We start from the raw sequence: 19,248 nt of genomic DNA, 5'->3' as shown, positions 1-19,248 counted from the left end.
GTGCGGCATGCGCGCCCGACGCCAGCAACCGAGGAGTTTTACATGTTCGCCCTTTTGCGAAAGACCCGCAAGGCCGGAACCCTGTTGGCCGCCGTGGCCTCTCTGACCCTGGCCGCCTGTGAGCCGATCAGCCTCGGCAATACCACGGCCGGCGGGCCGTCCGTCGATCCCGGCGCACCGGTTCCCGTCGCCCTGCTGATTCCCAAGAGCGGCGGCGGCGGCGACAGCTTTGTCTCCGCCTCGCTGGAGAATGCCGCGCGCCTCGCCATCGCGGAGCTGAACGGTGCCCGCATCGACCTGCGCGTCTACGACACCGCCGGGAACGAGGCGCAGGCCACCGCCGTCGCCACGAAGGCGATCAACGACGGGGCGAAGATCATCCTCGGTCCGCTCTACGGCGGGAATACCAACGCCGCAGGCCATGTCGCCGCGGCGTCTGGCGTGAACGTGCTGGCCTTCACGAACAATGCCTCCCTCGCCGGCGGCAACGTATTTGTCCTGGGCCACACATTCGAGAACACGGCGCAACGGCTCGTCTCCTACGCCGCGCGTCAGGGGAAGCGGCGCATCGTCACCGTATCGGCCCAGAACGCCGCGGGCGAACTCGGCCGTACGGCCATCGCCTCCGCCGCCGCCTCCTCCGGTGCCAGCGTCGTCGGGAACGTGACCTACAGCTATTCGCAGCAGGGCGTGAATGCCGCCGTGGGCGAGGTCGCCTCCACCGTCAGCGCGACGCAGGCGGATGCGGTCTTTCTGACCTCCAACACCGACGCGGCCCTGCCCTTCTTCGCCCAACTCCTGCCGGAGCGCGGCGTCGATCCGGCCGTCACCCAGTACATCGGCCTGACACGATGGGATGTGCCGCCGCAGACGCTGGACCTGCCGGGCCTGCAGGGGGGCTGGTTCGCCCTGCCCGACCCGACGCTGGCCGCGCAGTTCAACAGCCGGTATTCGGCCGCCTACGGCAGCCAGCCGCACCCGCTCGCCGGCCTCGCCTATGACGGCATCGCGGCGATCGGAGCCCTGGTCAAGCAGGGCAAGGCCAATGCCCTGACCGCCGCCGCCCTCACCCAGGGCGCGGGCTTCCAGGGCGTGAACGGCGTCTTCCGGTTCCGTCCGAACGGCGTGGTCGAACGCGGCCTGGCCGTGGCGACGATCCGCAACCGGCAGGTTGTGGTCGTGGACCCCGCCCCGCGCGGTTTCGGCGGCTTCGGCTTCTGACCGCGCCAGCGTCCCTGTGGCAGGGGCGATCACAATCCGCTGCGACGGGGGCTCACCGGCCCCCGTCCGCGCATTTACCGCTTGGCAAATCGCGGGCACTATACGCAATAAGACGCAATGAAAGACGACCTTGCCTTCCCCGAAGACCTGATCTCCCCGGCCCGCGACATCCTCGACCCGGCGGCGCTCTGTGACGCGATCGACGCCGCGCGCAAGGCGCATCGCGACGACAAGGTCTTCAGAAAGGAGGCGATCCGCCTGCTGAACGAGGCACGCGATGCCGGACGCGACCGCATTGCGGAGGATTTCACCCGCAATCCGCGGAACTCCGGCCCGACCACCCGCGCCTACTGCTGGCTGACCGACGGGCTTGTCGCCGCCGCGCTGCACCTTGCACAGACCCACCTGACCCCGCCGAAGTCGAAGCCCGGCGACTTCGCGCTTTGCGCCGTCGGCGGCTACGGGCGCGGCGAAATGGCCCCGCAGTCGGATGTCGACCTGCTTTTCCTCGCCCCGCGCCGGATCACCGCCGATCTTGAAACGCTGATTGAAACAGTGCTCTACGTGCTCTGGGACCTGCGCCTGAAGGTCGGCCATTCCAGCCGCACCATCAAGCAGTGCCTCAAGCTCGGGGCGGAGGATTACACGATCCGCACCGCCCTGCTGGAGATGCGCTATCTCACCGGCAACCGTCCCCTCGCGAAGGAGCTGGAAAACCGACTCTGGGCAGAGCTGTTCCACGGCACGGAGCGCGACTTCGTCGAGGCGAAGCTGGCCGAACGCGCCGCCCGCCACACCCGGCAGGGCGGGCAGCGCTACATGGTCGAACCCAATGTGAAGGAGGGCAAGGGCGGGCTGCGCGATCTCCAGTCGCTCTACTGGATCGCCAAGTATGTGCACGGGGTCTCCGACACTTCCCAGCTGGTCGCACTTGGCGTCTTCACGAAGGAAGAATACGCCCAGTTCCGCAAGGCCGACGATTTCCTCTGGGCCGTGCGCTGCCACCTGCACCTGATCGCCGACCGGCCGATGGACCAGCTGACCTTCGACATGCAGGTCACCGTGGCCGAACGCATGGGATACAAGGACCGCGCAGGCCGCCGCGCGGTCGAGGTCTTCATGCAGGACTACTTCCGCCACGCCACCATCGTGGGCGAGGTGACTCGCATCTTCCTCACCAAGATGGAGGCCGCGCATGTCAAATCCGAACCCCTGCTGGACCGTGTCTTCCGCCGCCGCCCCTCTGTCGCGGAAGGCTACGAGGTGGTGCACAACCGCCTGGCCGTCGCGGACGAGAAGACCTTTCTCAAGGACAAGCTGAACCTGCTGCGCCTGTTCGACGAGGGCCTGCGCACCGGCATGCTGATCCACCCGGACGCCATGCGCATGGTCACCGCGAACCTCGACAAGTTCGACGAAGAGATGCGCAGCGACCCCGAGGCTGCGCGGATCTTCATGGGCACCCTGCTGAACCACGGCAACCCGGAACGCGCGCTGCGCCGGATGAACGAACTGGGCGTGCTGGCCGCTTTCATTCCCGAATTCGAACCGATCGTGGCGATGATGCAGTTCAACATGTACCACCACTACACGGTGGACGAACACACCATCCAGTGCCTGCGCCACCTCGCCCTGATCGAACACGGCGACCTGAAGGAGGAACTGCCGGTCGCCTCGTCGATCCTGCGCGAAGGCGTGAACCGCAAGGTGCTTTACCTCGCGCTGATGCTGCATGACATCGGCAAGGGCCGGGACGAGGATCACGCCATCGTCGGCGCCCGCATCGCCCGCACCGTCGCCCCGCGCCTCGGCCTGAAACCGGCGGAGGCGGAGACGGTCGAATGGCTGGTGCGCTACCACCTGCTGATGTCCGACATGGCCCAGAAACGCGACATCGCCGACCCCCGGACGGTGCGCGACTTCGCCAAGGCGGTCCGCACCCGCGAACGGCTGGATCTGCTCTGCGTGCTGACGGTCTGCGACATCCGCGGCGTCGGCCCCGGCGTCTGGAACAACTGGAAGGCCGCGCTGCTGCGCGCGCTCTACCGCCAGACCCGACGGGCGCTGGAAACGGGGCTCGAGGACCTCAACCGCCAGTCCCGCGGGATCGAGGCCAAGCGCGCCCTGCGCGAAGCCCTGCCCGACTGGTCCAAGGCCGATCTCGACCGGGAGATCCGACGCCACTACCCCTCCTACTGGCCCGGTCTGCACGTCACCGCCCACAAGGTCCTGGCAGAGATGCTGCGCGATCTTCCCGCGGACGAAATCCGCATCGACCTGCACCCGGACGAGGATCGCGACGCCACCCGCGCCCTCTTCGCGATGGAGGATCACCCCGGCATCTTCTCCCGCCTTGCGGGCGCGCTCGCTCTGGTCGGGGCGAACGTGGTGGACGCACGCACCTATACCTCCAAGGATGGCTATGCGACGGCGGCCTTCTGGATCCAGGACGCCGACGGCCACCCCTATGAAACCGACAAGCTGACGCGCCTGCGCCAGATGATCCGCAAGACCCTGAAGGGAGAGGTCGTCCCGCGCGAGGCGATGAAGGACCGCGACAAGATCAAGAAGCGCGAGCGTGCGTTCAAGGTCAACACCGCCATAAGCTTCGACAACGAGGGGTCGGAGATCTTCACCATCATCGAGGTCGACACCCGCGACCGCCCCGCCCTGCTGTTCGACCTGACCCGGACGCTGGCGGCGGCGAACGTGCAGATCTCCTCCGCCGTGATCGCGACCTATGGCGAACAGGTGGTGGACACCTTCTACGTCAAGGACATGTTCGGACTGAAGCTGTTCAGCGAGGCCAAGCAGAAGCAGCTTGAGGCGAGGCTGCGGCTGGCCATATCCGAAGGCCAGGAAAGGGCCACTTCTTGAAACCCATCCGTCTGATCCGCGGCTTCCTGACCGTGGGCGTCTGGACCCTGGCCAGTCGCATCCTCGGCTTTGTCCGCGACATCATGTTCGCCGCCTACTTGGGTGCCGGACCCGCGGCGGAGGCCTTTGTCATCGCCTTCGCCCTGCCCAACATGTTCCGCCGCTTCTTTGCCGAGGGCGCGTTCAACATGGCCTTTGTCCCGCAATTCGCAAAGAAAGTCGAAGCCGGAGAGGACGCCAGGACCTTTGCGGAAGAGGCGATGTCCCTGCTGGCCACGGCCCTCATCGTACTGACGCTGCTGGCGACGCTGTTCATGCCCGCGCTGGTCTGGGCCATGGCCTCGGGCTTTGTCGGCGACGAACGTTTCGACCTGGCGGTGGATTATGGCCGCGTGGCCTTTCCCTACATCTTTTTCATTTCCATCGCCGCGCTGCTCTCCGGCGTGCTGAACGCCACGGGCCGGTTTGCCGCCGCCGCCGCCGCTCCGGTGCTGCTGAACATCGTTCTGACCGGGGCGATGATCTGGGGCGCGCACCGCGACATCAACATCGGCCATGCGCTGGCCTGGGGTGTGCCGGTGGCCGGCATCGCCCAGGTCGCGATGATCTGGATCGCCGCCGCCCGGGCCGGGTTCGCCCTGCGCCCCCGCTGGCCCCGCCTGACGCCCGAGATGAAGAAGCTCGCCATCATCGCTGCCCCCGCCGCACTGGCCGGGGGCGTCGTGCAGGTCAATCTCCTTGTCGGACGGCAGGTAGCCAGTTTTTACGAAGGCGCGATCCAGTACCTGAACCTCGCCGATCGTCTCTACCAGCTGCCCCTCGGCGTGGTCGCGATTGCCATAGGTGTGGTCCTGCTGCCCGACCTGTCGCGCCGCCTGCGTGCCGCCGATGACGCGGGCGGGCGGCATGCCTACAACCGCGCCATCGAATTTGCGCTGTTCCTGACCGTGCCCTCCGCCGTCGCGCTGGTCGTCATCCCCGAAACCCTGATCGGCACGCTGTTCCAGCGCGGCCGTTTCACCGCTGAGGACACCACCGCCACCGCCCTTGCCGTCGCGATCTACGGGCTCGGTCTGCCGGCCTTCGTGATGCAGAAGGTGCTTCAGCCGCTCTACTACGCGCGCGAGGATACGCGCAGCCCCTTCCGCTATGCCGTTGTCGCCATGGTGGTAAACGTCGTTCTGGCCATCGGCCTGTCGCCGGTGATCGGCTATCTCGCCGCCGCCGTGGCGACCTCTGCCGCGGGCTGGGCCATGATGGCGCTGCTCTGGCGCGGGGCGCGGGACATGGGCATGGCGGCAGAGATCGACGACCGTCTGCGCCGCCGCGTCTGGCGAATTCTCGCGGCCAGCGCAGGGCTTGGCGCGGTGCTGATCCTCGGGGAATGGGCGCTGCGCCCGCTGGCCGCGATCACCCGCGGCGGGGCGCTGGCACTGCTCGTCGTTGGCGGCTCAATGCTCTACTTCGTGTTCAGCCACCTTCTCGACGCGTTCCGCTTTTCCGAACTCAGGACCGCGATGCGCCGGGGCTAGGAAAAAAAGGGGAACCGGCCCCCCGGCCTGCGGGTTTGCCTGCCATGCGCGATGACCTGCAGATGATGACCCGAGACATGCCCTCCGCCCCGCCCCCGGCATCAGCGGCGGTCACCCCCCTCGTGACCGCAGCCGAGATGTTTCCGGCGCTTGAACGCCTGATCCTGAAGGCGGAGCGCGAGGTTCTGCTGGCCTTCCGCATCTTCGACGCCCGCGCCCTGCTCCGGTCCGAAGAGGCGGAGAAGCTGGAGCTGAAGACCTGGGCCGACCTGCTGCATCACACGGCCGCGCGCGGGGTCGCGATCCGGCTGCTCATGTCTGACTTCGATCCGGTTTTCGCCGCTGACCTGCATCGCGCAGCCTGGCGCAGCGCAGGCCAGTTCGCCACCCGCCTGAACGGATTCCCGGGGGCAGAAATCGTCTGTGCCCTGCACGACTGTGCGCCTGCCCCGCTCTGGCACCGCGTCTTCTCGGCCGCCACCCGCAAGCGGCTCGACAAGCTGCGCCAGACCCCGGAGGAGCATCTCACCGGCCCCCAGATGCGCGCGCTGAGCGGCGATTTCTGCCTGCGCCCGGTCTCCCTTCACCAGAAATTCGCGGTGATCGACGGGACCGATGCCATCATCGGCGGCATCGACGTGGACGACCGCAGATGGGACGACGACGACCACGACAAGCGCCCGGAAGAGACCTGGCACGATGTCAGCCTTCAGGTCTCCGGTCCCGTCACCGGCCCGATCCGCGCCCATTTCGCCGACTGCTGGTCACGCGCCCGCGCCACCTGCGGCACGGTCTTTTCCGCCGATGCGACCCCTGTCCCGCAGCTTGCCCCGACGTCGGCCGGTGTAGCACCGCGCCTGCTGCGCACGCTATCCACCCATGCCCCCGGCGCCTTGCGTTTCGGCCCGAAGGTGGAAACACGCGAGATCGAGCAGGCGCATCTGGACGCCTTCGCCGCCGCAGAACACTCCGTCTACATCGAAACGCAATTCTTCCGGCACATCCCGCTGGCGCGCACCCTCGCCCGCCGCGCGCGTGAGATCCCGGACCTGAACCTGGTCCTCGTCGTGCCGACGGAACCCGAGCGTATCATCTTTGGCCGCGACAACGGCATGGACGCGCGGCACGCTCAGGCGCTGCAAATCCGCTGCCTCGCCATCCTGCGCCGCGCCTTCGGGGACCGGATGACGGTCGTGTCACCGGCGCAGCCGCGTCCCGCGCCGGACGGCACCCCGATGCCGGTTGCCGGGGCCGGGATCATCTATCTGCATTCCAAGGTAACGCTGGTCGACGACCGCATCGGAATCGTCGGCTCTGCCAATCTCAACGGGCGGTCCCTGCTCTGGGATACCGAGGCCGCGCTGGAAATCCGCGATCCCGAAGCCGTCCGGGCCCTGCGCCTGCGTCTGTCCTCGAAATGGCTGGCGGACGCGCCCGGCGACCCGGCCCTCGCGCAGACCTGGACCGATGCCGCCACCGCCGCCGCGGCCCTCCCGCCCGAGAAGCGGACGACCAAAGTCCTGCCCTACCCGGAAGAGCGCAACCGCCGCTTCGCGCGCTACGTACCGATCCTGCCCGCCGCCATGTTCTGAGCCTACCGCTGCCGCAACCGGTCGACCAGCGCGGAGAACCCGCCCGGCACCAGAACCGGCGCAAAGGCGATGCCTGTCAGGAAGCCGCCAAGATCGCCCGGCCAGTCGGGTGCAAAGCCGAACAGGATGCCGAACACGAACTGGATCGCCGCCAGAACCGCGATCAGGCGGAACGCCTGTATCTGCGGCCCCCCGACCTGACCGAGCCTGACGTAGAGCAGGTAGGTGAACGCGCCGATCAACCCGTAGACCGGCGGAAAGGCCCCGAACATCCAGTCCTGCGCCCCGCCAAGCGCCCACATCGCCATGGCCCCGCCAATGGTCGACACGACGAACAGCACGAAGACGGCGACCGGCGCCATGATCTCACCGACGAACTTGCCAAGCGCCAGCAGCATGATCCCGGCAAAGATCGCCTGTGTGAAGCTGCCATGGACGAAGGGGTAGGATACGAAGCGCAGAAGGTATTCCGCCCGGATCTGACCGGTCTCGACCATGAAGGTCGGGTATTGACCCTGAAACCCGAAATCGGTCAGCGCCGATTGACGCCAGCCAATCGCCTGCGGCCCGCCGGCCAGACCGCGCGCGCCAAGCTGGAAGGTCAGTTCGACCCCCAGGATCAGCACGAACAGCGCCAGGATCAGCGGCGGGATCGGATTGACGGGGCTTTCCCCCGGTGCGTGCGACATCTCGGACACCTTGTTGCAATGCGGCCCTGCGCTTGACGGGCACCGGGGGCATGGGTAAGCCAGCGCCGCAGGGAAATCCAGCCAAAGGACAGGCCATGACCGGCACTCCGACGACCTTCCAGCCGCGCGTGTTCTCGGGCATCCAGCCGTCCGGCGGGCTGACGCTTGGCAACTATCTCGGCGCGATCCGGCGTTTCGTGGACACGCAGAACGCCAACCGGGACAGCGGCATCGAAACGATCTACTGCATGGTTGACCAGCACGCGATCACCGTCTGGCAGGACCCCGCAGCGCTGACCCGCAACACCCGCGAACTGGCCGCCGGATACATCGCCGCGGGACTGGACCCGGCGAAGTCGATCCTCTTCAACCAGTCGCAGGTCGCCGAACACGCGCAGCTTGCCTGGATCTTCAACTGCGTCGCCCGAATGGGCTGGATGCAGCGGATGACCCAGTGGAAGGACAAGGCCGGGAAGAATTCGCAGAACGCCTCGCTCGGGCTGTTCGCCTATCCGGCGCTCATGGCCGCCGACATTCTGATCTACCACGCCACCCATGTGCCCGTGGGCGAGGACCAGAAGCAGCATGTGGAGCTGACCCGCGACATCGCCGCCAAGTTCAACCACGACTTCGGCGTCGACTTCTTTCCGCTGACCGAGCCCGTGATCGAAGGCGCGGCGACCCGCGTCATGTCCCTGCGCGACGGCTCCAAGAAGATGTCCAAGTCCGACCCCTCGGATGCCAGCCGCATCAACATGACAGACGATGCCGACACGATCGCCCAGAAGTTCCGGAAGGCGAAGACTGACCCGGACGCCCTGCCCTCGGAAGCCGCCGGGCTGGAAGGCCGACCCGAGGCGCGCAACCTCGTCAATATCTACGCCGCACTGAACGACCAGAGCGTCGATGAGGTGCTCAGGGACGTGGGCGGCCGGCAGTTTTCCGAATTCAAGCCGATGCTCTCGGACCTGGCGGTGGCCAAGCTGTCGCCGATTTCCGGAGAGATGGCGCGGCTGATGCAGGCACCGGATGAGATCGACGCGATCCTGCGTTCCGGTGCCGACCGGGCGCGCGTCATGGCCGCACCGATCCTTAAGCGGACCTACGAGATCGTCGGGATGGTGTCCTGACGGACGTCGCCGCGTGACCCGTCATCCTCCGGCTTGACCGGAGGATTTCCCGTCCACGAAATCCTCGGATCAAGTCCGAGGATGACGATCCCTGAACGACGGAGGGCGGCGCCTGTCCGCGGGTAGGGGCCACTCCGCAAGTGGTCGCCACCTTATCCTGTCGTGGTAGTTCCCCAATCAATCGTCGCGCCAACGACAACGTAGCGCCTGTCCGGGGGGTGGACAGGCGCTGCCCGGGCCGCTTTGCGGCCGCATCGGGCGGGGAGCGTCACCCGAAAGCAAGCCGTAAGATGGGTGTTCACACCCATCATTGCCCCCACGTTCACACCCATTACCCCCACCCTTCACCCCATGCGCCTCCCCCACACCATCTGCCAACATCAACCCTTCTGCACCGCAGCGCATTGACTTCTGCGTCGGGAACCGCCATGTCCCCCCTCGTAGTCGCCGGCACCCTTACCGGCCCGGAGCCCTCCTCCGGTCCTGCGACCCATTTCCCGCAACAGGCATCTGTTTCGCGAAGGGGCTCTCGCGACTGCGGTTCCGAAGGCATCCGGCCCGGAACCCGTCGCCGCCCGAACTGCCGCTTCCTGGCACATTCACACGAGGCCCGCTGACCTGCGCGGCCCGAAAGGACATCACGTAATGACATTCGACTCCCTGGGGCTCCGCCCCGCCCTGCTGACGCGCCTCGCCGCGCAGGAGCTTACTGAACCGACCCCGATCCAGACCCGCGCCATCCCCGAGGCCCTGAAGGGCCGCGACGTCATGGGCCTGGCCCAGACCGGGACCGGCAAGACACTGGCCTTTGGCCTTCCGATCGCGGACGCCCTGCTGACCGGCCAGTCCAAGTGCGAACCGAAATCGGTGAAGGCGCTGATCCTCGCGCCAACCCGCGAACTGGCCAAGCAGATCCACGACAACCTCGATGCGATCCTCAAGAACGCCCACCTCCGCCTCGGCCTCGTGGTTGGCGGCGCGGGGATCAACGGCCAGATCCAGCGGCTCCAGCGCGGGGCGCATATCCTCGTCGCCACGCCCGGACGCCTGATCGACCTGCTCGACCGCAACGCGCTGAGCCTCGACAGGACCGAATACCTGGTGCTGGACGAAGCCGACCAGATGCTTGACCTCGGCTTCATCCATGCCCTGCGCAAGATCGCGAAACTGCTGCCCGAACAGCGCCAGACCCTGCTGTTTTCCGCCACCATGCCCAAGCTGATGGACGAGATCGCCGGTGCCTTCCTGACCGACCCGGTCCGGATCGAGGTCACGCCTCCGGGCAAGACCGCCGACAAGATCGACCAGCATGTCTGGTTCGTCACTCCCTCGCTCAAGCCCGATGTGCTGATCGACCAGCTGGACACCCATCGGGACGAACTGGCGCTGGTCTTCACCCGCACCAAGCATGGCGCGGACAAGCTGATGAAGAAACTGGACCAGGCAGGCTTTGCCGCAGGCGCGATCCACGGCAACAAGTCTCAGGGCCAGCGCAACCGCGCCCTGTCGGAGTTCAAGGAAGGCAAGCTGCGGGTGCTCGTCGCCACCGACGTCGCCGCGCGCGGCATCGACATTCCTGACGTGCGTCACGTCTACAACTTCGAACTGCCGAACGTCGCCGACAACTACGTCCACCGGATCGGCCGTACCGCGCGGGCCGGCAAGGACGGGCGTGCGGTCAGCCTCTGCGCACCGGACGAAATGGGTGAACTGCGCGACATCGAGAAGGTGATCGGCCAACAGATCCCGACACTTGGCGGCACCCGTCCCGAGGGCCGCGCGCCCGCCAAACCGGCGCAGAGGGGCCGGGGTCAGCAGGGCGGCAAGCCCGCCGGACAGGCGCAGGCCGCCAAACCCAAGACCGGACGGTCGCGTCGCCGCCGCTCGGGCGGACAGTGTCGCGCCGCGTGACCTCAACCAAGCGCCCGAGCACCTGTCTGGGCGCTGACGCACAGAAACCCTGCGGAGATCTCCGTAGATTCACAGCTTCCCCGGGCGTAGGTATGTCTCCGCAACAAGGAACACGCCCATGACCAACCCAGTCCATCCCGAAACCCGCATCGGCCATGTTCACCTCAAGGTGGCCGATCTCGACCGCGCCATTGCATTTTACTCCGGCGTACTCGGCTTCGAGGTCCAGCAGATGTACGGCAAGCAGGCCGCCTTCCTCTCGGCCGGCGGCTATCACCACCACATCGGTCTCAACACCTGGGAAAGCCGCAACGGCACCCCGCCCCCTCCGGGCCATACCGGTCTGTATCACACCGCTTTCCTCTACCCCGACCGCGCCAGCCTCGGCGATGCTCTGAAGCGCATCGTGCAGGCCGGCATACCGCTGGACGGCGCAGCGGATCACGGGGTGAGCGAGGCGATCTACCTGCGCGACCCCGATGGCAACGGCGTTGAGCTTTACCGCGACCGGGCAGAGGCCGACTGGCCCCGCAACGCGAAGGGAGAGCTCGAGATGGTGAACAGCCCGCTCGACCTTCAGGCCCTGCTGGACGAGGCCGCCTGAGTTCGCAGCAAATCCTTCAAGGAACCGTCAAAGCCCTGTCGCAAAGCTGAATCAAATCGACGATAGCCTGCGCGGCGTGGATATTGCGGCCACATCCCCAAGATCTCATCGCAAGTCCGTGAGTCTATTTCATCAGTATCGCCCCCGGCCCCGCGCCGGGGGTTTTTCGTGGCGCGGCCTTCCCCTTCCCCGGCGCCGCTGCCATACATCCGGCAACAGAGGGATCACGATCATGGCAACCGGTACCAACATCCGCACCTATTTCGACGGCCAGTGGCACGACGGGGACGTCGCGATCATGAAGGCCGCGGATCACGGGTCCTGGCTGGGAACCTCGGTCTTCGACGGCGCGCGGATGTTCGACGGCATGATCCCGGACCTCGAGGCGCACTGCGCCCGCGTCAATCGCTCCGCCCGCGCGCTGATGATCACACCGACGGTGGAGACCTCCCGCATGGTCGACATCGCGAAAGAGGGGCTGGCGATGTATCCCAAGGGCACGCCGGTCTACATCCGCCCGATGTACTGGGCGCTGGACGGCGGCCCGCTTGGCGTCGACCCGAAGCCCGACTCCACCGGCTTCGCGCTCTGCCTCGAGGAAATCCCGATGGCCGCGCCCGACGCCTCCACCACGCTCGGCTACACCAGTTTCGAACGCCCGGTCATGGCCTCCTCCGTCGTGAACGCGAAGGCCGGGTGCCTTTATCCGAACAACGCGCGCATGATCCTCGAGGTCCGCAAGCGCGGCTTCGGCAATGCGCTGGTCGCCGACGCCCTTGGCAACGTCGCCGAAAGCGCCACCGCCAACGTCTTCATGGTCAAGGACGGAGAGCTTTTCACCCCTGCCGCCAACGGCACCTTCCTCGCCGGGATCACCCGAGCCCGCCACATCGCCAACTTCCGCGCTGACGGCGTGACGGTGAACGAGACGGTGCTGAGCTTCGAGGATTTCCACGACGCGGACGAGGTCTTTCTGACCGGCAACATGTCCAAGGTCACGCCCGTCACGGCGATCGAGGATCGTCAGTACCAGCCCGGCCCGATGACCCGCCGCGCGCGTGAGATGTACTGGGACTGGGCGGCGACGGATACGGTGCTTTAGAGTCGGACCGTTCCGGCGCTGGTTGCATTTCTCGCCCCCGGACAGGCGCCACCCACGTTGCTTGCGGATCGTCATCCTCGGACGTGATCCGAGCCAGACGCGGCGCACCTGGGGGGAGCTCCTCCCGTCAAGCCGGAGGATGACGGGTCTCTAGTCCCGCCAACGCTCGATCACCGCATCCGCGCGGCTCCAAGGCCGAATGCCGCCGCGCATCGCGTCGCCATTGTCGCTCGGGCCGACGGCACATCAATAGCGACCGCCCCTTGGCACGGCGATTGGCCGATGTTGGCGAGACGTTCGGATTTGACGGCTAAACGCTGCCAAAAAGCGCAAAGTTCAAAGGCTGGATCGCCGCATCGCGGCCCCTCGAGGCCCGTCTCCGCGCCAGGGAGAACGGTCTACAAGGCCGGATCACTACAAGGTCGGATCAGACGCCACTCGCACAAGCCGCGTCAGGTCCGCCAGACTCTCCCGCTGCGCCCCGCCAGCGTCGAAATTCGCCGGGTCAAGCCACACGCCGAACGCCTCCTTCAGCGCGGGCCAGTCCTTGTCGATCACCGCGAACCAGGCCGTATCCCGGTTCCGCCCCTTGACCACCGTCGCCTGCCGGAACACGCCCTCATAGCTGAAGCCATACCGCTGCGCCGCGCGTCGCGAGGGCCTGTTCAGCGCGTCGCATTTCCATTCGTAGCGCCGGTAGCCCGCATCGAAGGCCCATTTCATCATAAGGAACATCGCCTCCGTCGCCGCCGGGGTCTTCTGCAACGCCGGGGACATCATGATGAACCCGACCTCGATCGACCCGGCAGCAGGCGTGATCCGCAGGAAGGAGGCAAACCCCACGACACGGCGATCCGACTTCAGCCGAACGGCAAGGAAGTAGGGATCGCGCGTCTCCTCGGTCCCCGCGACAAAGCGGTGAAAGGCCGCGGCGGAATTGAACGGCCCGACCGGCATGTACTCCCAGAGCCAGTCCTCGCCCTCAATCTCCTTGAACAGCAGTGCGGCGTGGGCCTCGGCCCGAAGGGGTTCCAGCGTCACATGCCGCCCTTCGAGCCGCAGATCGGCGGGCGGGGGCGCCGGAGGTGTCCAGTTGGCGACGGGAAAACCGCGCGGGCGGGGATCGGTCATGGGAAAAGTCCGTAAGGCAGGGTCCGAATGACCCTAGGCAGAACCCCGGGCGAAGCCAAGGGAGCCTACAGCACCAGCCGACCCGCCCCGCCCATGTCGAGCCCCGGAAACACCGTGCGCTCGAGCACGTCGCGCGGCAGGCCGAACAGCCCCTGCATCACCGCCGCCGCCTGCGCCCGCACGTCCGAGGTCGGCATCAGGTCCCGCCCCTGGTAAAGCGCGGCCTCCGTCAGCCCCGGCCAGTCGCCGTGAACCACCCCGCCACGCAGCGCGCCCCCGGCGAGGACCATGGTTCCGCCGGTGCCGTGATCCGTCCCGCCGGTGCCGTTGATCCGCGCGGTCCGGCCGAATTCGGTCATCGCGATCACGCCGGTCTTTGCCCAGACCGGGCCCAGCCCGTCGCGCAGGGTCAGGATCATCTGCGCCAGCTGCTCCAGCGGGCCGCGAAGCGCCGCGTCCTGCCGCGCGTGCGTATCCCAGCCGTTGATCGAAAACGCCGCGATACGCGCATCCCCCCGCAGGCGGTCGGCCGCGAACCGGGCGACATGCTCCGCCCCCGCGTTGTCGCGGGCCAGCTGCGCGCTCTGCCGGACCGCCGCCATGCCGCCCAGCATGTCGTCGGGGCTGCCATCCATGCCGCCCGACTGCATCATCGCCGCGTAGCCGCCCGAATCCGACAGGGTCAGCGCCTCGGCCAGTACGTCCCGGAAGAGCGGGTCGTCATGCATCACCTCTTCCATCAGTCGACGCGCCTGCGGGCTCATCGCCAGCACCGCCTGCGGCGACCACTCCGCCACCGGGGCCTCACCCTTGGTCAGCAGCATGCCCGAAGCGCCGATGGTATAGGCCGTCTCTGCCTCGATCCCCGGCACGGCCTGCAGCATCCGGTTGAGCCAGCCGTCGCGGATACCGGGGCCGAAATCCGCCAGCCCCGCCTCAAGAAGGTCCTGCCCGTCGAAATGGCTGCGCCGGTTGCGATAGGGGGTGGAAACCGCATTTACGAACCCCAGTTCCCCCGCCTGCCAGAGCGGCAGCAGCGGCGCGAGCGCGGAGTGCATCGCGTAGTAGTCGCCCAGTTCGACCGGACCACCCGGCTGCCCCCGCTCCCGCATGCCGCTGCCCGCGCGGAGCGTCGCGAAATCCGGATCGCCCCAGGGCTGCACCACGCCCAGCCCGTCCATGCCGCCGCGCAGGATCACCACGACCAGCCGGTTCTCCCATGGGGCGGAGGCAATGGCGACCGGCGCAACCAGCGGGCTGGCAGCCAGCGAACAGCCGGCGGCAAGGCTGCGGGTCAGAAACTGGCGGCGGGTGGTTTCCATGGCTCTCACATCCTCTGGAACGCGGGCGAGGCGAGGATCAGCGCGATGCCTTCGGCCCGTGTCTCGGCCGCGCCGGCGGCAAAGCGCAGCGCCTCGGGCGCGGGGTCGGGCAATGCGACGGACAGGAAGCCGCGCGGGTCCGGCAACACCTCTACCAGCACCTGCGGCACGTTCAGCGCCCATTGCAGCCGCCCGGCAAGGCCTTGCGGCGTGATCCAGTCCTCGTCCCGCTCGGGCCAGCCGTCCGGTCCTTCGGGATACATCCAGGGCTGTCCCATCAATTCCAGCGGCTGCGACAGCAGGACCGCCAGCTTGTCCGCCTGCCGCACCGGAAGCGCCCCGACCGACAGCGCCCTGAGCGCCGAGCCCATGTAATCCACCGGTGCCTTGACGTTCCCCGCCCCCGACCACGCCGCCGGATGCGCCAGCATCGCCGCATAGACCGGCATCAGTGCGCCATCAGAGTCCCGGTAGGCCGACGCCATCGCCGCAACCAGACCTGCGTCGGGTTCATCGCCCACGAAATGCACCGCCAGCTTGCGCGCCAGATGCGCCGCCGTTGCCGGGTGCCGGGCCAGATCGTCAAGCGCGGCGTGGACCTCTTCCAGACTGCCCGGCCCGTCGGATCCGTAGGACACGCCCAGCACCCTCTGCGCCCCCGGCTCCGTCACCCGTGCGCGGAAGGTGAAGCCCTCCTCCGCATCGACAGACAGTCCAGCCAGCAACAGCGCCAGTTCGCTCACATCCGTCTGCGAATAGCCGCCATCGACGCCAAGGGTGTGCAGCTCCAGCATCTCCCGTGCGAGGTTTTCGTTCACGCCCGCCCCCGGATGCCGCGCGGCAAAGGCACTATTCGGCCCCGTGCTGCGCTCCTGATCGAGATAGCGGAGCATCATCGGCGCCGTCGCGACCGCCTTCAGCATGTCACCGAACCTCCCGGCGACATGCGGGCGGATCGACTGCTCCACATAGGGGAGTTCACCGAAGCGCAGCAGCCCGCCCTTGCCGACGACCGTGAAATGATCGGCCCAGAACGCGGTCAGCCGTTCGCGGAACCCGTCCCGCGTCGTCGCCCGGCGCAGCAACGCCTGCGCCATCCAGCGCTGTTCGTCCAGCCGGGCGTCCCGCCGCGCACGCCGCGCGTCCTTGGCCGCCTTGTTGCGTGTGCCCGTCGCCTTGGCCTCCGCCATCATCTCGCGCTGTTCGGCAATGCGGACACGGAATTCGTCGAAGGTTTCGACAGGGAAGCGCCGCGCGGCCTCGTCCGGCTGCTTGAGCCGGGCGAGAAAAGCCGCCGCATCTCCCGCCGGCACGACCGCGGGCGACAGGCCGCAGCCGAAACGCACCTCCGCGCGTCGTGGGGAATAGGACATGCTCGGCCTCCTCCGGCTCTTGCCGAAACCCTATCACGATGCGGCCTTCACCGCAGCCCTTGCGGTTCCGCCTGTGGAACTGCGCGGCACAAATCCGCGTTACACGCGTAACCCCAACCAACCGGAGAGCCCCCATGCCATCCATCTACGACGCCATCCGCAAGGACCATCAGCGCCATCGCGAACTGCTCGACATCCTCGCGGAGACGGAAGGGGACAGCCCCGAGCGTCGCGAGGCCTGGGACGAATTCTACCATGATGTGAAAAGCCATGCCGCGGCGGAGGAAGAGACGTTCTACTCCAAGTTGATGCAACAGACCTGGGGTCAGGACGCCGCCCGGCATTCGGTGCACGAACATGCCGAAATGGACGAGATCCTGGAGGAACTGCGCGAGATGGACATGGCCTCCCCCGGCTGGCTGACGCGTTTCAAGACACTGAAACACGATTACGAACACCACATGGACGAGGAAGAGGACGAGGTGTTCGAGCGCGCCAAGGAAGTCGTCGGCAAGGAGGAGGACGCCGCCTATGGCGAGCGCTTCCTCAAGCGAAAGGCCGAGGAAGCCAAGCTTGTTGAGGAAAAGCGTGAGGACGCGCTGGAGGACTGATCCCCCTCAGATGGCCCCTTGACGCCGCGCCATCACATCGGCGCGGCGTTCCCAGACATAGCGCCGGTCATCCGGCACCCGCGCCCAGAACAGATCTCCCCCGTTCCGCCATCCGTCCAGTACGATCCCCTGCTCCATCGGCGCGCCCCTGGCCGATACGATGACGGTGGAATGGTCGATGCGCAGCTTGTCCGCATTTGCGATCGCCCGTTGCAGGTCCAGCGTCGCGAAATCCTCCTGCGCAAGCCGCGCTTCCAGATCGTCCGCCCAGTGCCAGCACAGCCCGCGCGGTCGCAACCCCATGTTCACCTTGGTATTGTGGATCAGCGGGGGATCGGTGACGCCGTAACGCTGCCGCAGTTCCATCGGATAAGTTATCGCAATTTCCGCCGCCCGCTCTGCCTCTCCCTCATCGACGGCCGGCGACAGCGCCGCTATGGCCTGCGCCAGCGCGCCGATTTCCGATCGCGACGACGTGGTCGCAGCCGGCCCGGCGGAACAGGCGGCCACTGCCAAAGGCATCAGAAGAAACAGGCGTCGGGTCAGCATCGCTTCGGGTCGCGGATCAGGAAAAACATGCCCCAGTGATCCGCCGCCAGCCGTGGCTGGTCAACCGCCGCACGGCTTCAATCCGTGCTTTTCCACCGCCGGATGCGGCCACGCCACAACCTGAGTTTTGGTTCCCAACATCCTGTTCTCATGCCCGGAATCGGCAAGATCCCGCCAAGGCGCATTTGGCCAGCTTGTTTTTGAAGGGAACATGCGGAAAAACCGATGTGCTCACGCAAAAATGCGGAGCCGGGACAAAAAGAGGGACCTATGAGCGTAAAACGCGCCACTCCGCCATTGCGCGGCAAGATGATGATTGCCGCATTTCTGCTACTTGGCGCCGGCTGCGCTCATCTCACGCCTGAACAGGCTGCCGAAACGGCAACCGTGAACCTGGAACTCCGCGCCATGGCGATCCACGAGGCCCGCATCAAGCGCGCCAACGGGATGCGCGTCTGGTGCGTGCCCTTCGCCCGTGACATGAGCGGCGTCGACATCCGTGGCAATGCCAACACCTGGTGGAGCCAGGCGGCGGGCGAATTCGACCGCACCAGAAAGCCCCAGGTCGGATCGGTCATGGCCTTCGCCGGGACGCGCGGCATGCCCATGGGTCACGTCGCGGTGGTGTCCGAGATCGTCTCGGAACGCATGATCAAGATCGACCACGCCAACTGGCACCGCAACAAGATCTCGCTCGGTATGTCGGTGATCGACGTTTCCGACGCTAACGACTGGAGCCGGGTGAAGGTCGAAACCAACCCCGGTGCCTATGGCAGCGTTTACCCCGTGAACGGGTTCATCCTGCCGAACGACGTCTGAACAAATCGTTGAACGGACAAAGCAAAAGGCGCCGGATCGACCGGCGCCTTTTTCATGTTCGTCGTTAGGTCGCCCGGATCAGAAGCGCGACTTGCGGCGGCGCAGGCCGGCAAGCCCCCCGAGCCCGCCGATCAGCAGGACCGCACCCGCCGGCAGCGGAACCGCCGGAGCGTTGTCGAAGATGATCGCCGAAATCTCGACCGTCCCTGCCCCGAGGTTGTCGAAGAAGATGGACGTCAGACCCGTCAACTTCGGCAGGATGGTTCCAGCGTCGTCGAATTCCACAACCCCGTTGCCAGTGGTGTAGGTGTCAGCGAACACCAGGGTCGCACCGGCGAAGGCGGCGAAGTACAGCTCGGCCGGCTGGCCGTTGTGACCTGCCCAGAACGGGTAAAGGTCGAACGTGCCGGACGTCGCGGTAATCGTCACCGTCGCCCCGGTGGAGGACGGGCCGCCACCGATGTTCAGCTTGAAGCAGGTCGGTTCCGGCGCCGGAGAGTTGGAGCAGCTGGAGTCGGACGGCGTGCTCACGTTGCCGGTGTAGGTCACTTCGATGTTCGAGGGCAGCGAACCGACGTTCAGAACGGTCGACGCCTGGGCCGCGAAACCAGCGACCGCCAGTCCGGCGGCGGCAATGAGGGTCTTTGCAAATTTCATAAAATATTCCTTCCATGGAATGGACGAGGGCGTGACACAAACATGACATAATTCGCCATGCTGCGGTATACATGCCTTAAGCAATCATTAATATATTTCAAACTTGTGATATTTACTGGGCAAATTGC

General features: G+C 66.6%; 16 protein-coding genes. 10 read left to right on the top strand and 6 right to left on the bottom strand.

The features are described from left to right. Positions 1-42 precede the first annotated feature (42 nt). From IEV87_RS01665 to IEV87_RS01650, 4 genes are all read left to right on the top strand, one after another. Positions 43-1,221 carry a penicillin-binding protein activator gene (locus IEV87_RS01665; RefSeq protein ID WP_188475896.1) on the top strand — a complete coding sequence of 393 codons (1,179 nt, stop codon included), beginning with the start codon at positions 43-45 and terminating at the stop codon, positions 1,219-1,221. Between the two features lie 117 nt (positions 1,222-1,338). After that, a complete protein-coding gene (locus tag IEV87_RS01660; protein ID WP_188475895.1) occupies positions 1,339-4,098 on the top strand; it encodes a [protein-PII] uridylyltransferase in 2,760 nt (919 codons plus the stop codon). Further along, positions 4,095-5,630, top strand: coding sequence for a murein biosynthesis integral membrane protein MurJ (gene murJ / locus IEV87_RS01655; RefSeq protein ID WP_188475894.1), 1,536 nt, complete (start codon positions 4,095-4,097; stop codon positions 5,628-5,630). The genes IEV87_RS01660 and murJ overlap by 4 nt, the downstream gene beginning before the upstream one ends. 44 nt (positions 5,631-5,674) lie before the next feature. Beyond that, entirely contained in the window at positions 5,675-7,222 is a 1,548-nt protein-coding gene (locus IEV87_RS01650; RefSeq protein WP_229737404.1) for a phospholipase D family protein, read from the top strand. Between the two features lie 2 nt (positions 7,223-7,224). Here the strand turns inward: IEV87_RS01650 and IEV87_RS01645 are convergent, their stop codons facing one another. After that, positions 7,225-7,911, bottom strand: a complete 687-nt coding sequence (locus tag IEV87_RS01645) for a rhomboid family intramembrane serine protease (protein ID WP_188475893.1) — start codon at positions 7,909-7,911, stop codon at positions 7,225-7,227. Between the two features lie 95 nt (positions 7,912-8,006). Between IEV87_RS01645 and trpS the strand changes: the two genes are divergently transcribed. The 4 genes from trpS to IEV87_RS01625 all read left to right on the top strand — a co-directional run bounded on the left by trpS (position 8,007) and on the right by IEV87_RS01625 (position 12,658). Then, positions 8,007-9,041, top strand: coding sequence for a tryptophan--tRNA ligase (trpS, locus tag IEV87_RS01640; protein WP_229737402.1), 1,035 nt, complete (start codon positions 8,007-8,009; stop codon positions 9,039-9,041). Between the two features lie 645 nt (positions 9,042-9,686). Continuing rightward, positions 9,687-10,952, top strand: a complete 1,266-nt coding sequence (locus IEV87_RS01635) for a DEAD/DEAH box helicase (RefSeq protein WP_188475891.1) — start codon at positions 9,687-9,689, stop codon at positions 10,950-10,952. Positions 10,953-11,070: 118 nt separating this feature from the next. Beyond that, on the top strand, positions 11,071-11,556 hold the full coding sequence (locus IEV87_RS01630) for a VOC family protein (protein ID WP_188475890.1): 486 nt from the start codon (positions 11,071-11,073) through the stop codon (positions 11,554-11,556). A gap of 232 nt (positions 11,557-11,788) precedes the next feature. After that, entirely contained in the window at positions 11,789-12,658 is an 870-nt protein-coding gene (locus tag IEV87_RS01625; RefSeq protein ID WP_188475889.1) for a branched-chain amino acid aminotransferase, read from the top strand. Positions 12,659-13,072: 414 nt separating this feature from the next. Here the strand turns inward: IEV87_RS01625 and IEV87_RS01620 are convergent, their stop codons facing one another. From IEV87_RS01620 to IEV87_RS01610, 3 genes are all read right to left on the bottom strand, one after another. Then, positions 13,073-13,789, bottom strand: a complete 717-nt coding sequence (locus IEV87_RS01620) for a GNAT family N-acetyltransferase (RefSeq protein ID WP_188475888.1) — start codon at positions 13,787-13,789, stop codon at positions 13,073-13,075. A 65-nt stretch (positions 13,790-13,854) separates the two neighbouring features. Further along, positions 13,855-15,111 (bottom strand): DUF1501 domain-containing protein, encoded by a 1,257-nt coding sequence (locus tag IEV87_RS01615; protein ID WP_188475887.1) that lies wholly within the window; start codon positions 15,109-15,111, stop codon positions 13,855-13,857. 5 nt (positions 15,112-15,116) lie between these two features. Continuing rightward, positions 15,117-16,484, bottom strand: coding sequence for a DUF1800 domain-containing protein (locus tag IEV87_RS01610; RefSeq protein WP_188475886.1), 1,368 nt, complete (start codon positions 16,482-16,484; stop codon positions 15,117-15,119). A gap of 134 nt (positions 16,485-16,618) precedes the next feature. Between IEV87_RS01610 and IEV87_RS01605 the strand changes: the two genes are divergently transcribed. Further along, positions 16,619-17,095 carry a hemerythrin domain-containing protein gene (locus tag IEV87_RS01605; protein WP_188475885.1) on the top strand — a complete coding sequence of 159 codons (477 nt, stop codon included), beginning with the start codon at positions 16,619-16,621 and terminating at the stop codon, positions 17,093-17,095. Positions 17,096-17,101: 6 nt separating this feature from the next. Here IEV87_RS01605 and IEV87_RS01600 read toward each other — a convergent pair whose 3' ends face one another. Continuing rightward, a complete protein-coding gene (locus tag IEV87_RS01600) occupies positions 17,102-17,644 on the bottom strand; it encodes a hypothetical protein (protein ID WP_229737401.1) in 543 nt (180 codons plus the stop codon). Positions 17,645-17,914: 270 nt separating this feature from the next. Between IEV87_RS01600 and IEV87_RS01595 the strand changes: the two genes are divergently transcribed. Continuing rightward, positions 17,915-18,463: a CHAP domain-containing protein gene (locus IEV87_RS01595; RefSeq protein WP_229737400.1), complete on the top strand. Its 549-nt coding sequence runs from the start codon at positions 17,915-17,917 to the stop codon at positions 18,461-18,463. Between the two features lie 78 nt (positions 18,464-18,541). Here the strand turns inward: IEV87_RS01595 and IEV87_RS01590 are convergent, their stop codons facing one another. Continuing rightward, a complete protein-coding gene (locus tag IEV87_RS01590; RefSeq protein ID WP_188475884.1) occupies positions 18,542-19,120 on the bottom strand; it encodes a VPLPA-CTERM sorting domain-containing protein in 579 nt (192 codons plus the stop codon). Positions 19,121-19,248 lie beyond the last annotated feature (128 nt).

The sequence above is a fragment of the Primorskyibacter flagellatus genome, assembly GCF_014638275.1.
Lineage (GTDB): Bacteria > Pseudomonadota > Alphaproteobacteria > Rhodobacterales > Rhodobacteraceae > Pseudooceanicola > Pseudooceanicola flagellatus_A.
This window is presented reverse-complemented; position numbering and strand designations above follow the sequence as displayed.